13 protein-coding genes and 1 riboswitch are annotated in these 15492 nt (G+C 34.0%); all 13 genes read right to left on the bottom strand.

The window, feature by feature from the left end; genetic code table 11:
- A riboswitch (cyclic di-GMP riboswitch) is annotated at positions 1 to 70 on the bottom strand. This riboswitch is flagged as partial in the annotation.
- Between the two features lie 96 nt (positions 71 to 166).
- The 13 genes from QVA17_RS03030 to QVA17_RS02970 all read right to left on the bottom strand — a co-directional run bounded on the left by QVA17_RS03030 (position 167) and on the right by QVA17_RS02970 (position 15430).
- Positions 167 to 424 carry a DUF2442 domain-containing protein gene (locus QVA17_RS03030; RefSeq protein WP_287386345.1) on the bottom strand — a complete coding sequence of 86 codons (258 nt, stop codon included), beginning with the start codon at positions 422 to 424 and terminating at the stop codon, positions 167 to 169.
- 116 nt (positions 425 to 540) lie between these two features.
- On the bottom strand, positions 541 to 852 hold the full coding sequence (locus QVA17_RS03025) for a hypothetical protein (protein ID WP_287386344.1): 312 nt from the start codon (positions 850 to 852) through the stop codon (positions 541 to 543).
- A 318-nt stretch (positions 853 to 1170) separates the two neighbouring features.
- Positions 1171 to 1485 (bottom strand): leucine-rich repeat protein, encoded by a 315-nt coding sequence (locus tag QVA17_RS03020; RefSeq protein ID WP_027431832.1) that lies wholly within the window; start codon positions 1483 to 1485, stop codon positions 1171 to 1173.
- Positions 1486 to 1655: 170 nt separating this feature from the next.
- Positions 1656 to 2753 (bottom strand): lytic transglycosylase domain-containing protein, encoded by a 1098-nt coding sequence (locus QVA17_RS03015; protein ID WP_287386342.1) that lies wholly within the window; start codon positions 2751 to 2753, stop codon positions 1656 to 1658.
- A gap of 92 nt (positions 2754 to 2845) precedes the next feature.
- Positions 2846 to 3472 carry a PilZ domain-containing protein gene (locus QVA17_RS03010; protein ID WP_287386341.1) on the bottom strand — a complete coding sequence of 209 codons (627 nt, stop codon included), beginning with the start codon at positions 3470 to 3472 and terminating at the stop codon, positions 2846 to 2848.
- A gap of 143 nt (positions 3473 to 3615) precedes the next feature.
- Positions 3616 to 5076 carry a peptidoglycan D,D-transpeptidase FtsI family protein gene (locus tag QVA17_RS03005; RefSeq protein ID WP_287386340.1) on the bottom strand — a complete coding sequence of 487 codons (1461 nt, stop codon included), beginning with the start codon at positions 5074 to 5076 and terminating at the stop codon, positions 3616 to 3618.
- Positions 5048 to 6382 (bottom strand): FtsW/RodA/SpoVE family cell cycle protein, encoded by a 1335-nt coding sequence (locus QVA17_RS03000; protein ID WP_287386338.1) that lies wholly within the window; start codon positions 6380 to 6382, stop codon positions 5048 to 5050. The genes QVA17_RS03005 and QVA17_RS03000 overlap by 29 nt, the downstream gene beginning before the upstream one ends.
- A complete protein-coding gene (locus QVA17_RS02995; RefSeq protein WP_287386336.1) occupies positions 6383 to 8959 on the bottom strand; it encodes a peptidase U32 family protein in 2577 nt (858 codons plus the stop codon).
- Positions 8960 to 9013: 54 nt separating this feature from the next.
- Positions 9014 to 9415 carry a cell division protein ZapA gene (locus QVA17_RS02990; RefSeq protein WP_027431828.1) on the bottom strand — a complete coding sequence of 134 codons (402 nt, stop codon included), beginning with the start codon at positions 9413 to 9415 and terminating at the stop codon, positions 9014 to 9016.
- Between the two features lie 131 nt (positions 9416 to 9546).
- A complete protein-coding gene (gene ruvB / locus QVA17_RS02985; protein ID WP_027431827.1) occupies positions 9547 to 10560 on the bottom strand; it encodes a Holliday junction branch migration DNA helicase RuvB in 1014 nt (337 codons plus the stop codon).
- A gap of 41 nt (positions 10561 to 10601) precedes the next feature.
- Positions 10602 to 11210, bottom strand: coding sequence for a Holliday junction branch migration protein RuvA (gene ruvA, locus QVA17_RS02980; RefSeq protein ID WP_027431826.1), 609 nt, complete (start codon positions 11208 to 11210; stop codon positions 10602 to 10604).
- A gap of 12 nt (positions 11211 to 11222) precedes the next feature.
- Positions 11223 to 12527 (bottom strand): ATP-binding protein, encoded by a 1305-nt coding sequence (locus QVA17_RS02975; protein ID WP_287386332.1) that lies wholly within the window; start codon positions 12525 to 12527, stop codon positions 11223 to 11225.
- Entirely contained in the window at positions 12512 to 15430 is a 2919-nt protein-coding gene (locus tag QVA17_RS02970; protein WP_287386330.1) for a YfhO family protein, read from the bottom strand. The genes QVA17_RS02975 and QVA17_RS02970 overlap by 16 nt, the downstream gene beginning before the upstream one ends.
- Between the last annotated feature and the right edge of the window lie 62 nt (positions 15431 to 15492).

Raw genomic sequence — 15492 nt, 5'->3', positions numbered from 1 at the left:
AACTGGCTGGCATGTTAAAGCCCCTTTAGTTTTGTGTCATAAAGTTTCCTTTATTTTACCTTTTATATAATTTGTATAGCAAGAAATATTATATAGGGATGAAGGGTGAGTGTCAAGAAATAAAAAAGTAATGCCCCCGACTATATAGCCGAGGGCATTTTGTGATTTACTGAATAGAATACAACATATCTGGAGCTATGTCTAAACAATTAGTTGGATTATATTCTCCAGATGTATCCCAAGCCAATGTGTGATTCATAACAGTACAGCGGCTTATGTAAAAATCCTTATCTTTGAGTTTTTTAAAAGCCCCTTTTTCTAACAGATGACTTACATCATAATGTACAATTTTGCCATCTTGAAATAGGACTTCTACTATGTAATTTTCATGTGGTATTACTTGTACAACCTCTGGAGTAAACATAAAACCTCCTTACCTTAATGTGTCAATCTCAATAAGTTCGCCTGCTTTTTAATTTAGCTAATACCTTTCATTTTTTATTTTTGTATTTCTATAATGGATTATTCTCAAAAAGAGCTTTAAACTTTATTCAAAAATGAACCATTTATTAATAGCTCTCTCTTTACAGCATTCCAATATTTTTCTGGAATATCTAATTTTATTAACGCTTCGTCTATTGAAACGCCTTCTTTTTCCATAATAGTTCTGATTTGATTTACATATGCCTTATCATAGTCTATATCAAGCGTTTTTTCAGCTTCAATATATTCTATTTTTTCTATTTTCTTATCAAGGACAAGTTCTAGAAATTCTTTGCAAATGTCCTTTTTTCTCATTACTTTCGAGAACATAAAATCATCTGTAAATTTTAATTCATTAAACTGCTTCATGTTAATTATTTTATTAGCTAAATTGTAACTCCATTAAATTGAAATACATAATAAAAATAGAAGATTTTTCTGTAAATATTAGGCTATATATAACTTTTCTGATTTTTGATTTAACTAGGTAATAATTAACTTCATCCTTTTTTCTCCCAACGGCAGAGAATATCTCCCAAAACAATATATAATATGGGTGATAAATATTTACCTTGAGAAAAAGGAGAGTTAATCATAACAACAACACATAAAAATAACCCTCTTTACTGAAACTACATTGTCCAGTAAAGAGGGTACATATCATTTTGTAAAAAGGCTTTTAATTTATTATAAATTGCAACCAACAAAGGCGGTTGTATCAACATCAACTTTTTCTGAAATTTCAGGTTTCTTTAGGTTAATGCAATTTCTAAAGGCTTCACTTTCAATAACTCTAAGTGTCTTAGGAAAGAAAATTTCACTAAGTCTTACACAGTTTTCAAAAGCATTAGCATCGATTTTCTTAACGCCATCTGGTAACCATACACTAATTATGTCATTGCGATTCGAGAATAATTCTTCTGGAATTTCTGTAAAATCGCTCATATCGATCTCCTTATAAGTCTTGTTGTACAACTGTACTTTGATTCTTTCTTTCTTCATATTACTCCCTCTTTCTACATAAGAAACTTATGTTGCCAAAATATAGGTTTGGCTCCTTTATATAAACACCCTAAGACAACTTACAGATTGTCTAAAAAATAACACTGTATTGGCACATTTTCCCCAATAATTTATTATCTTTAGCCTAGCTTAAGCCTGTTAAAAATAATTTATAAATTGAGAAGTTTTGCTAACACAGGGCTCATAACAGATGATTGAGCCTCATAAAGGCTATAAAGATCTGTTTCTAGGATGTTATTAGCTTGGTTATTTAATTTACTAGTTAAGGCAAGGGCCTCACTAGATAGGCCAAAATCCTCTTGTAATTGAGAATTTTTACTTAAGGCATCTAACTCATCTGTTGAAAGGCTTGATAAATAGGATGATAAAAGGCTTTCATCACTATCTGAAATCTGGGATGTAGCACTATTAGTATAAAGTGAACTAATATAATCCTTTGAATCCTCATCAGAATCATAATTTCCTGTAATTAAGGAAACCAAATCAAGCATTACGCTATCCTTATAAGTAGATGAATTGCTGCCACTGTTTGCAAGTGCCTTTAAAAGTTCTAATAGCTTTTCGTTATTAGCTACTGTTAAATAGGCGCTATTTGAAATTGCATTTGCATTAGTAGTAAGCTGTGTGCTTTCCTCTTTTGTTTGACTGTTGGAATTTGAATATATCTTAGTAGAAGGAATATCTACTAAGCTCTCCTCTATAACTGTTGCAGGGCTAGTTCCATCAATTGTTGTGGAATCTCCGCTTAGTGCCCCGCCAAGTAAACCATTGATCTTAGCAATGTAGTTTTGAGTCTCCTTAAAAGGTGGCACTCCGTTATATTTAGAAACGTTACCTGAACCTGCATTATAAGCTGCAAGGCTTAAAGTTACATTTCCATTATACTTAGATAATAAAGACGATAATAAAGATGCGCCCGCGTTAATGTTTTGCCGAGCATTATAAGGGTCTGTTACGCCTAAATCCTCAGCTACATATGGCATTAACTGCATGATGCCTTGGGCACCTGCGCTAGAAGTTGCATTAGTATCAAAGCCTGACTCTGCGTATGCAACTGCTTTAAGTAAATTCTCATTAACACCATACTTACTTGCTGCCTCACTAAAAATGCTCTCTAAATCAGCTGGTGCATTAATCTCATTAAAAACAGTGTCAAAGGAATCACCTGTGACACTGTTAGAATCATTTGAATATTTGACCTGATAGATATTACCATCAAGTGCTTCTACTCCATAAATCCCACTCATCTTAATACCTCCAAAGCTAGACAGCTTTAAAGCCCCTAAATTTCATCCTTATCCTATCTCTATCTCTAATTTTCTTAATTCTTTTGAAAATGTTACGCAAACATCTTCCTTCTTCTTATCTGCTCTTTCATTATAAAGCCGCCAAGAAGCGCATCAAATTCAGGCATCTTACAGCCATAGCTATACTTGCCTGTTTCAGCGTTATACAAAGACCTAATAATATAGGCATGCATATCAAAGGTTTCTTCCTCTGGCGTGTAACTAAGTCGCACTCTATCGCCCTTCTTAAACTCTCTATTAGTTATGAAGGCAAAACCAGATTCTGATATATCCTTTACTAAAACGCTTTCTTTTTGCTCTTCGCCATTCCTATAAATACCTAGCTGTAATATCTCATCAACTGGTAATCTATAGGCCCCGCGCCTATTATAATTCTCGCTCTCCAAGTTCGTATCTTTAATACGATAATAAACTCTTGCCCCAAGTGGGAGGGTATCAACTTTAACACCTCTCCATATGTATAGCTTATTAAGTAATTGGCAATAAATGTTTATCTTATCAAGTGGCATTCTAATATTCTTACCAGCCACCTTAACACAGGAAAGAATTAATACCCCATCTTTCTTTCCCACAATGCGAGTCCCAAACTCGTGGTAACTATCGGACAATGGAACCTGTAAAGTAACCATGTTTCCAGTAATTAATTCAGATAAATTCATACTCATTTCTCCCTTTAAGCTAAATTTACCATTCAAAATCAACATTTTAAATTGCTATTATACCTAAAAAGGCTTATATAGATATTATACTCTTGATATGCTTAGTTATCAAGGTTAAAGTCTAGGGAAACTATATAAATCTTCTAGTATCCAAAGTAAGCATCTAAAACGTCTCTAGCCACGTATTGAGCAGAGGAAACTCCTGTAAAACCGCCTTCAAGAATGACGCATATTGCAATCTTAGGATTATCTGCTGGCGCAAAGCCAACAAACCAGGAATGATAATTTGAGCCATCTCCATACTGTGCCGAACCTGTCTTTCCTGCTACAGATACACCATAATTTCTAAAGGCTGAACCTGTACCTGTCTTGCAAACCTGCTTCATGCAAGTTGTTATATATTCTGCCTGTTTCTCTGACATCATAATTCCTAGCTCTTCTGAATCGTATGAGATAACGGTATTTCCATTGCTATCTACTACTTTATCGACAAGATAAGGCTTTAACATAACCCCATCGTTGGCAACACTTGAAGCTATCATTAAATTATGAAGTGGGCTAATCATTGTCTGTCCCTGTCCAATGGCAGTTTCTTCTACAGCACTAATTGAAGAGTTCGTTGTAAGGGAGAAGGAACTCTCATTATATGTAAAATCAACTCCTAAAGACTGGTTAAATAGGAATCTAGAAACCAAGCTAATATACTCTGCTCTTGTAAGGGAGACGCCAATAGTTGCAAAGGCTGAGTTACAAGAATTTGCAAAAGCTGTAACTAGGGTTTCATATCCATGAACTGTATTACTTGCACAGTTAATCTTAGTACCGCCACTAATTGAAACGCTACCAGAACAATTAAAAGTAAAATCCTCATAATCGGAATTTTGCTCCATATAGGCAAGTAAAGTTAATATCTTAAAAGTAGAACCCGGTGGGTAAAGGCCCTGAGTGGCTCTATTTAGTAAAACCGAATCATCGCTATCATAAGTTAACCAAGTAGAATAATCATCTACCGCATCATTAGGATCATAACTTGGATAAGATACCATACAAAGAATCTTACCAGTTGTTGGATCCATGGCAATTACTGCACCCTTGTTAGTTCCAAGAGCTTCATAAGCTGCCTTTTGAAGTGTGACAGAAAGAGTTGTATAGACATCATCGCCCTCATACATCTCTCCATCAATATCATCACTAATCTGGCTTAAAACATTGTCTGCCTTAGAAAGTAAATAGTAGTTTTCTGATAATTCAAGACCACTTCTACCATTGTTATTAAAACCCACAACGTGGCTAAATACGGAACCAAGTGGATAAACTCTAGTTTGATTTCCTTCAGAATCCACCTGTGTTGTTGCAAGCACAGTTCCATCTGAGGCAAGAATATCACCACGAATTACATTATCTTCCTGAGTATCTACCAAGCTATTATAAGGATTATTTAAAATGTCCTTAGCTAAAAACTCATTAAAAATAACAAGATAAACCATAATTATGGCAAAGATACTCATAAAGCAATAAGAGATAATATTTGTCTCTTTATTTCTTAAACCTTTTTTTGAATTTAATATATCTTTTTTATCTTTCTTTTTTGACTTCTTTTCCATTTACTGTCTCTCTTTCATCATGTCTCATATTATACATAGCATTTATTAAAGCAAACATCACTAAAGAACTAAGTAATGAACTACCACCATAACTAACAAATGGAATTGTAACACCTGTCATTGGAATTAACTTAATGGAACCACCAACGGCTAAGAAAACCTGGAAGCCATAAGTTACGCCAAGCCCAACTGCCACAAGTCTATAAAATAAAGTATTACATCTACTTGCAATATTCATCATTAAGATTAGGTTATTTAAGCAAACCAAGAATAGGGCTAGCGAGAAAATAATACCAAACTCCTCAGTTATAGCAGCAAACATAAAGTCTTTTATTGCAACTGGAATCTTTTCTGGTGCCCCAAGTGTAAGGCCGTAACCAAACCAAGAACCCATGCCAATAGCAAACAGTGCCTGAGTTATCTGATAGCCTGTAGTATCAATATATGACCAAGGATCAAGCCATACTGTAACTCTCGCCTTTACATGACTAAAGGCCTGATAAGCAAGAGCAGATGCCCCTGCAAATGCAACAAAGCCGCAAGCTAAATATCTAGCCTTACGTGTTGCAAGATATAACATCATTAAATAACAAATAAAGAATATTAATGCTGCACCTAAGTCTGTTGCTGCCACTAGTAAAAGACAATGTAGTCCTGCCGCAATACTTACTAAAACAATTTGTCTAAAGTCCGTAGATTGATTGAATGCAGAAGCCACAAACAAAACAAAGGTAATCTTTACAAATTCTGCTGGCTGAATTGAAAACTCGCCAATAGAAATTGTTAAGTTAGCACCAAATACTTGGTTTCCAAGTAACAAAATCACAAGTAAAACTAAACCGATTCCACAGTAAATCCAAGCGAAATTTCTAAAGGTCTTAACCTTTTTAAATAGGGCTGGAATTATAAAGGTAACAATAGTGGAAATAGCTGCAATAACCAATTGTTTAAAACATTTATCATAATCAAGTCTTGCTATCATGACAAAACCAATGGCCATAAGCATACACATATTATTAATAAGCAATTTCGAAGCCTTTGGATACAAAAGGTTGTAAACCACAATGACTACAAAGAAATATATAAACTCTACTACGTAGAGGAAAATGTATTTCACATCATCGTAGGCCACATAAAGAATGCTATAACAAAGCAAATGTATCAAAAAGCCTAACAAGTACTGCCAAAAATAAATCGTGCCTCTTTTCTTCTCCTTAGTCGTATAGCCAATGTAGCCCGATAAGCAATAAAAAGCCATAAGAAAGGCTAATACGTATTTTGATAAATTAAATAACAATGATTGCATTTATTCAACTCCTCTGTAAAAATGTCCATATTCTACAATCTCATTTTTATCTCTTACTAGATTCTTTGATAGCTTCATGCTCTTTTTCATCTTATCTAATGTTTCTGAATTATCCTCATTAATTTCTAGAGCATCAAAGATAGCTAGTAAATCCTCTTCCTTTTCAAGCTGAATACGAAGATGACCGTAATTTAATTCCTTTATTTCCTTCGTATCTAATAAATTAATCATTTTACTATCCATTTGCATGTAGCAGAATGGACAGACAGATTTAACCTGATAATCTTTATTTTTACCGTTTCTGATAGTATAATTTTCCATCTTTTTGTTGCATTTGTCAAAAGTCTTTTTAGGGCACTGCTCGCTTACCATTAGGGGCGCTCTATAGACTGCCTGAAGCTCAAAATCAGGATCTAGAACATCTGCTAGTTCTCTATTATTAAGTTCTAGAGGAGCACTAAAGCCAGAAAGCTTTAAATTCTTAACTCTGATTTTTTCAAGCTCTTCCTTTGCAAATTTATTAAAGCAATACATATTACTATCAAAGACAAATTTAAATCTTGCATCTGCATTTTCATAAACTCCAAGACCCAATTCGTCTATTAATTCATCCACGGTTCTTAATTCTTCTAAGTTTCTTATTAGAAAAGCATTAACCCCTAAATTAATAGCAGTTTCCACAAGTTTTCTAAAAGTATTCTTATGACTAATCTTATAGATGTATGGTAGGCTTAAGTAAAAATCACATCCACAGGCTTTGATTCTTTCTATCTCATGCTTTATCTCCTCTAATTCTTCCTCATCCTTTAGCTTAGATGAAATCTTATAAAGGGAAGAAAAATCAAGATAAACTCTTGAGATTTCACTATAGTCTTCTATCTTTTTACTTAAGTCAAAATTTGTAAAATACAGACTTAATCCGTATTTAGAAATTTTACCACTATTAGTTTTAAATGCCAAACTATTTTGACCATTAAATGTCCTTTTTTTACAATTTATTAATTCATAGTCTAACTTCTCAATTAATTCTCTTCTTAGTTTCTTAATTGAACCCATTGGTAAAAATGCATTGCCATTAAGATAGATATCAAGATTATTAAGTCTAAAATAGCTATCTCCCATTTGTGAAAGGGCCTTTTTAATACTCTTTTCATCAATGGCTGCATTCTTTGCTTCCTGCACTAAATCCCCTGTTACACTAACATCGATATATTCAGAAACTCTTTCCTCTTCGCCCTTTCCATAATAGCTATTGCCATAATTTGGATTTTTTAGACTAGCGGTTAAGACTGCATTTTCATTAACACTTACATAGATGTTAAGATCTAGATCTAGTTTTGGTTCATTATTTACAAAATTATCTTGAACTAATGTCTTTAGGGCTGCGTTATTCATTCGATTAACAACTCTACCAGGATTTAGCTTATATTTCTTTGGAAGGTTAACCACTAACTCCTCGTTAGCCTTTAGAGCCTTACCACTTGTAAAACTTGCGCCCTCTTCAATTTCAAAGACATCTCCTGGATTAATCTCTTCAAGGGCCTTAAATTTCACCCTACCTGACTGGTTTGAAATTACCTTCAAGCCCTTAGTTCCCATGTGGTTAGGTCTATTTAGAGATAACATCTCCTTACCCTTACTAGCATTGTAATAACCTGTTGTAAACATGCCTCGATTATAAATATCAAGAAGGTCATTAATGTCCTTTTCTTCCACCTTAAAGCCTTTTCTTCCCTTTTCAAAATACATATCAAGGTACTTTCTATACATGCTTGTAACAAAGGCGGCATAGGTAACATTTTTCATACGTCCCTCAATCTTAAGGGAATAAACTCCTGCCTCAATAATATCCGGTAGGATGCTTAGCCCGCACATATCCTTTGGACTTAAAATGTATCTCTCATCTTTTTTATTGATGATTTCGTTATTATAATCCACCTCGTATGGCATACGACAAGGCTGGGCGCAGCGACCTCTATTACCGCTTCTTCCACCGTTAAAGCTAGATAAAAGGCACTGTCCAGAATAACAATAGCATAGGGCACCATGAACGAAACTCTCAATTTCAAGTTCAGGGATTTCCTTATGAAGAGTTCTTATTTCTTCAAGACTCATTTCTCTTGAAGTAACTACTCTCTTTGCCCCAAGTTCCTGTAAAATCTTACTTCCCTTTGGGCCTGTCTGTGTCATCTGGGTACTAGCATGAATATCCATATCCGGGAAATTCTTATGAATAAGATTAAACACGCCTAGGTCCTGCACAATTACAGCATCTAGACCTTTCTCGTAATATGGAATTAAGTAATCAATAAGAGATTTTGTAATCTCTTGTTCCTTTAAAAGAGTATTAACTGTTAGATATATCTTCTTGCCATATCTATGAGCATACTCAATTATCTCTAGCATTTCCTCTGGGTTTAAGTTTCCTGCATAGGCTCTTGCGCCAAACATATCTCCACCTAGATAAACTGCATCGGCACCAGCATTAATAACTGCCTTTGCAATATCTATAGAGCCGGCAGGGGCTAAAACTTCAGCCTTTGCGTTATTGTTTAAAATAATATTAGAATTTTTCATATAGCTCCAATTCTTTTATTTGCAATAATAAAAGGGGGTTTTTTAAACTCCCCCCTATCGCATTTTCTTTTCTGTCTCTAATCTTACAATTTCTTTCTGGTATTTCTTCACTTCTTCCTGAAGCGACATAATACTTTTATTAGCAGCATCCTGCTTAATGCTTGCTGCAATTAATTCATGTTTAAGATCATAGATTTCTTTGTCTTTTTCTTCAAGCTCGGCAGATAAATTATCGCCCACTCTCTTTGCCTTAAAATAGTCATCAGCAATATTTAAAAACAAGAGATTAGATCTTAAATCTGATGATAATCTTTTAAAACTATCTTCTTTGTTGTATTCCTCTATCTTATTATTGATATAAGATGCAACCTTCTGTAGATATTCCTCACTTTCATATCCACCTACAGTAAGCACCTTACCTCCAAGAACCACCTGAGTAGTATGTTTTTCTTCCATTTTTTAATCCTCCCATTTGGGTTTTTACACAATATAATATAATTTAATAAAATTATACAGTATTTTTTATCTTCTATCAATAAAATTTAGGATTTGTTCCATTATACGACAAATTCTAAATAAATAAAGACCTAATTTTCTTCTATTTGCTTATTATAGTCTTTTTCTAATATTTCATAAGCTAATTTACTAGCAACCCTACCTCGTGGAGTTCTATTAATAAAGCCATTCTGAATTAAATATGGCTCATAAACATCCTCAAGTGTGGAACCATCTTCACCTATAGAAGCTGCTAAAGTATCAAGTCCTACTGGTCCACCATCATATTTATCAATAATAGTTTCAAGGATAAGTCTGTCATTCTTATCAAGTCCAGCCCTATCCACATCAAGTAAATTAAGGGCATAATCACATACATCCTTAGTAATCACGCCGTTATACTTAACCTGGGCAAAATCTCTTACTCGCTTAAGCAATCTATTGGCAAGTCTTGGTGTACCTCTAGATCTTCTTGCAAGTTCATTAGCGCCCTCACTATCAATGTCAACTTCAAGCACCGATGCAGATCTAACAATAATCTTTTCAAGCTCTGCCACAGTATAGAATTCCATGTGTGATACCACACCAAATCTATCTCTTAAAGGTGCAGATAAGAGACCTGCTCTAGTTGTTGCACCAATTAGTGTAAATTTTGGCAACTGAAGACGGATAGAACGGGCAGTTGCGCCCTTACCAATCATAATATCTATCTCATAATCTTCCATTGCTGGATATAAAACCTCTTCTACCTGGCGATTTAATCTATGAATTTCATCCACAAATAAAATGTCGCCCTCACTTAAATTATTAAGTATAGCTGCCATTTCTCCTGGTTTTTCAATGGCAGGGCCTGAGGTAACTTTTAAATTAACTCCCATTTCGTTGGCAATAATACCAGCAAGTGTAGTCTTACCAAGTCCTGGAGGCCCATAAAAAAGGCAGTGATCTAGGGCATCTCCTCTATTCTTTGCCGCCTCAATATAGACCTTAAGATTTCTCTTAATCTTCTCCTGACCTATATAATCATCAAGACTATCCGGTCTTAGAGAATTTTCATTACCAATATCTTCTTCAGTTATTTGGGTAGAAATCAATCGTCTCTCCATAATTCGTCCTCTTTTTTATTTTTTGAAAATGTGTTCTAAATTTATAAGAAAGCTAAGTTCTTTAAGCTTTCCTTAATAATATCATCAAGATTCTTATTACTAATATCAACCTTCTTAACTGCATCCATAGCTTCTCTTTGTGAGTAGCCAAGGGATACTAAAGCCTCAATTGCATCATTTTTAAGAATTAAATCATCTGAAGGCTTAGTGCCAACATTTGCATTAAGAATTAAAGCCTCTTCACTTTCAAGCTTTAATTTATCCTTAAGTTCTATAATAAGTCTTTGAGCAGTCTTAGCTCCAATGCCTGGTGCCTTCTTAATAGCATTCACATCATCAGATAAAACTGCATATCTAAGGTCATTGGCACTAATAGTTGAAAGTATGCCAAGGGCTGCCTTTGGGCCAACACCGTTAACATTAAGTAAGAGCTTAAATACGTTTAAGTCATCTCTAGTTAAAAAGCCGTAAACATTAATGGCATCCTCTCTTACATAGAGGTATGTGTAGACCTTAATATCCTCTCCTATAGATGGGATATTTGATAGCACCGTTGCTGGAACCTTAACATTAATGCCCATTCCATTATTCTCAACAACAATTGTATCTTCAAAAACTTCTGCAAGTTCTCCTTTTATATAAGATAGCAAATTAATACCTCCCTATTTTGCAATACTTAAGCAGTGATTAATAAACTGCTGTGCTGTTCTTCCTGAGAAGCCACCATGGGCAATTTCCCACTTGTTAGCCTCAAGTAAAAGCTCGTCAAGCTCAAGCTTAATATCATTTTTCTTAGCAAGCTCTATTACAATATCCTGGAATTCCTTCTTAGCTGGCTTACCAAAGTAAATCTGGCAACCAAATCTATTAACAAGGGATAACTTCTCTTCCATGTTATCTGACTTGTGAATTCCATTATCGATTTCCACATCGTTTCTATCCTTCCAAGTCTCCTTAATAATATGTCTTCTATTAGAAGTTGCATAAATAAGGATGTTATCAGGTCTAGTCTCAACACCACCCTCAATTACTGCCTTTAAGAACTTATACTCAATTTCAAATTCCTCAAAAGATAAGTCATCCATGTAAATAATGAACTTATAATTTCTATTCTTAATCATGGCAATAACACTTGAAAGGTCCTTAAACTGATGCTTGTAAATCTCAATCATTCTAAGGCCTTCGTTATAATACATATTAACAATTGCCTTAATAGATGTAGATTTACCAGTTCCACTATCTCCGTAAAGAAGGCAGTTATTAGCTTTTCTGCCCTTAACAAAGGCTTCTGTATTCTCAATTAACTTCTTCTTTTGAATATCATAGCCAACTAAATCATCTAAAACTACAGTATCCATGTTATTAATTGGAATAAGTGAAACTTCATCGTTAGTATCCTTAATTCTAAAGGCCTTATTAAGACCATACATTCCAACACCAAAAGCCTTATAAAATTCTGTTACAAATTTAAAGAAATCCTCTCCAGACTTAGCAGTTTCAAGCTGTCTGCTTAAACTTCTTACCTTCTCTGATACATTTGCATTATAGACAAGAGTGCTCTTCTTAACAGCCTTGTAGTTTGAAATTATATCAAAGACCTTAATAGATAACTTTTCTTCAATTTCGCTAAAGTCGTAATTAAAGATCTTATAAAAGTTTTCAAAGTCTGACTTAGCTAAAATGTTTACACTACCCTCATTAGCCCCCACCTTTTCACAAGTTACACTAAAAGGAGTTTCTGTGCTAATTAAAAGATAAGTAATGTAGTTATGCCATAAATTTTCATCAAAACCAAAGTCTGTAGAAATCTCTAATAATCTTCTAATCTCATTATAAATTCTGTTAGTTAGCTCCGACTTATCATAATCCTTTGTAGAAAAATCTTTGAAAATATCGGACATCTTATAAAGAATACTATCTCTTTTTATGTTACTAAAAATTAGTAAATTGCTTACTTCTTGATACATTTAAAACCCTTCCTCTTTTTCCTAATTTGTTGTTCTGTTACAAATATATATCCACCAAGTAAAATTATGCCAAGGAAACTTACCACCTTTCCCTCATCAAAAAGCGGTGTGTTATAGACTAGCTTAATTTCATGGTCGCCTGCTGATACATAGATGGCCATATAGGTTAAATTGCCCTCTAATATATCTACTTCTTCCCCATCCACATATGCCTTCCAGCCCTTAGAATATGGAATTGCAAAGGTTATGAATTTAGGATTATCAAGACTAATATTACCAGTAACAGTATCTATGCCAATCTCCATATCATCAAGACTATTCGCTGATAGCTTGTTGACATAAGAAGAGATTCTGTCTGTTTCCTGACTCATAATCTTAATATCATCATAGGAATAAATTCCCACCTTAGGGAAAGTAATTGTAATGGAATTAACCGCATCATTAGAGTAACCCATATTGACGCAGAAATCCTCTTCACCATTATAGTAGCTATAACTTGGTGTAAAATAGCGCATATTCTTAGTTGCCCCATTAGAAGCTGTAAGGCTTAACTCTACGTTAGTAGAAGAAATCTTATGGAATAACCAATCGCTAAATATTGTAGCCTGTTCTGAATAATCAAGGGAATTCCATCTTGTGGAATTATATAAATCAAGAGGATCATACTTTGAATCTCCATAGTAAAGCTCATAAGTTGAAGCATTACTATAGTTCATACCATCAATTACAAAATATGTCTCTGTATTCTCTTTACCTGTAAAATTAATTGTTATGCTAGCTCCAGCCTTTGTAACAACTAGGCTATTATTCTGCACTGATACATCTTCAGAATTACAATTAATTGTATACTCTAGGCTTTCACTAGAAAAATCAATATCATCAAAATAAGCTGCTGAATCGTCATTCTTAATAGCCGCCTGACTCTGTGCCTCAGTTGATAAATTCTCTGCCTGGGAATCTGATAAAACAATTGAGTTCATCATAACTTCCTGTAGCTCAACTCCGTTAAGTCCTGCCACCTGATTTTCAGTCACAAAAGAATCATAGCTATAAGTAAGTGGAAGGGCGTTAACATTTCTATATATCTTATAACCCATATAAGTTCCAATATAGACGAATCCGTTTGGAATCTGCACCTTCTTAGTTAAGTCCACAAGGTAATACTGAGTTGAAGATAGAGATAGAAGGTAAGTTCTATCATCATAACCAATATACTTATGTGGAAGCTCAGTATTAAGAGTGATTCCAAGGGATGATCTAAATCTTGATACATACTGGTTAGTTAAAGTCCAGTAATACTGTGATGAAGATAAGCCGTAAAGCATATTAGAATTATAATCAAGGTCAGAACCTGTATATCTTACAAAGCTCTTATCAATATTAGTATTCTCTAAATATGTAAGAAGAGCTGTATTCTCGTTACTATAAAGTAACATATCTAGGTCGTCTACTGAAACGCACTCAGATACGTAATTCTCTCCCGTTACTGAATTCTTATAAAAGCTATTAACTGCAATACTAATAATAGCCACAATAAGAATGCAAATCTGCTTAGTCTTTCTACTAATTACTGGCTTTCCAGCATCCGTGCTCATAAGAGGCATTAAAACAATTAAAAGTACGAAGCCAAGCATAAGCTGTGAGAAAGACTTAGTATTTCTTGCATATTCAATAAACATGCAAAGGCCCATGTAAACTACCATTACAATAAGCATAACAAGGCCTTCCTTTGCCTTAATATTAACTAGGCTCTCCCACATAACTACTAAGACGTAAGCGTTAAGTAGTGCAAAGGCAAAGCTCCATCTATTACACATATAAGATAGGCCGTTTAAAACCTGTCCAAAGAATGGAATAATCATAATTATAAAGCAGATAAAGAAATATATCTTTAACAGGGTATTCTTCTTTCTCTTTATAAAAAGTAGGATTACTGCAAGCACTGTTGGAATTGCATAGCCCATGCAGAGCCAGTAACTATCACCTTCAGAAACATAATTTGAAATCATCTGAAGATAGTACTTTACAGGATATGCAAAGTAAAATGGTGTTGCTGTCTTAAATCTTGAATCTGATAAAAAGGCATTAAGCACTGGCATTACAATTATTGCCGATGGAATAACCGCAACAATAGAAGCTAGGGCAATCTGTCCTAACTTAGTAAGCATCTTTTTGATGTCCTTTTTATACAAATATATCAAGCGCACAAAAACATAACCTACTGTTAATAGCACCTGCATATAAAAGAAGTAGAAATTACTAATAGCTGCAACAAAAACTGCAGCGATAAAAAGGTAAGGTCTTCTTCCCTTTAAAATCTTCTCCACACCTAAAATTAAAAGTGGGAAATAAATCATTGGATTTAGAAAATATGGATGTCTTAGAGCATTTAACATGCCCCAATAACAAAATACATATGTAATAGCACCTGTTAGTACGGCTGTTGTTCTAACTCTTCTTGTGGAAAAACATAGCCATGAAAAAGCAAGGCCTGCAAGATATAATCTAAGCAAGATCATTGCTTCATAGAAAATGTACATATAATTTGAAGGTACTAAGAATGCAAAAAATGCAAAAGGATCCCCTATTACATAGTAATTAAGAGTATTTAATACATCTCCACCCTCTCCTATGGCAAAATCCCATTGATTAAATTCTATTCTGTGCTCCACAAAGAGCTTGTAAAAGAATTCCTTTAAATAATCAGCATAGTAAAGTAAGGCTTTAAAATGCTGTTCCCAACCATCAGCTTTCCAAATAAAAGTTTTACCTGACACAAAATTGTAGGAAAAAACAAGAATCGCTGTAATTACAAATATCAAGGAATATATTCCGATGTATCTTAATACTCTTTTTCTTATTTTTCTTTTATTATTTATCTTAGTTTGACTTATTTCGTTCATAATATCTTTGCCCTAATTTATTTAGTCTATACTTAAATTTACCATCCTATAAACTCATTATA

Origin of the sequence: Lachnospira sp. (assembly GCF_016290755.1) — a bacterium.
In the GTDB taxonomy this organism is placed as follows: Bacteria; Bacillota; Clostridia; order Lachnospirales; family Lachnospiraceae; genus Lachnospira; species Lachnospira multipara.
Note: the sequence above shows the minus strand (reverse complement) of the source record. Positions and strands in the feature narration are given on the sequence as shown.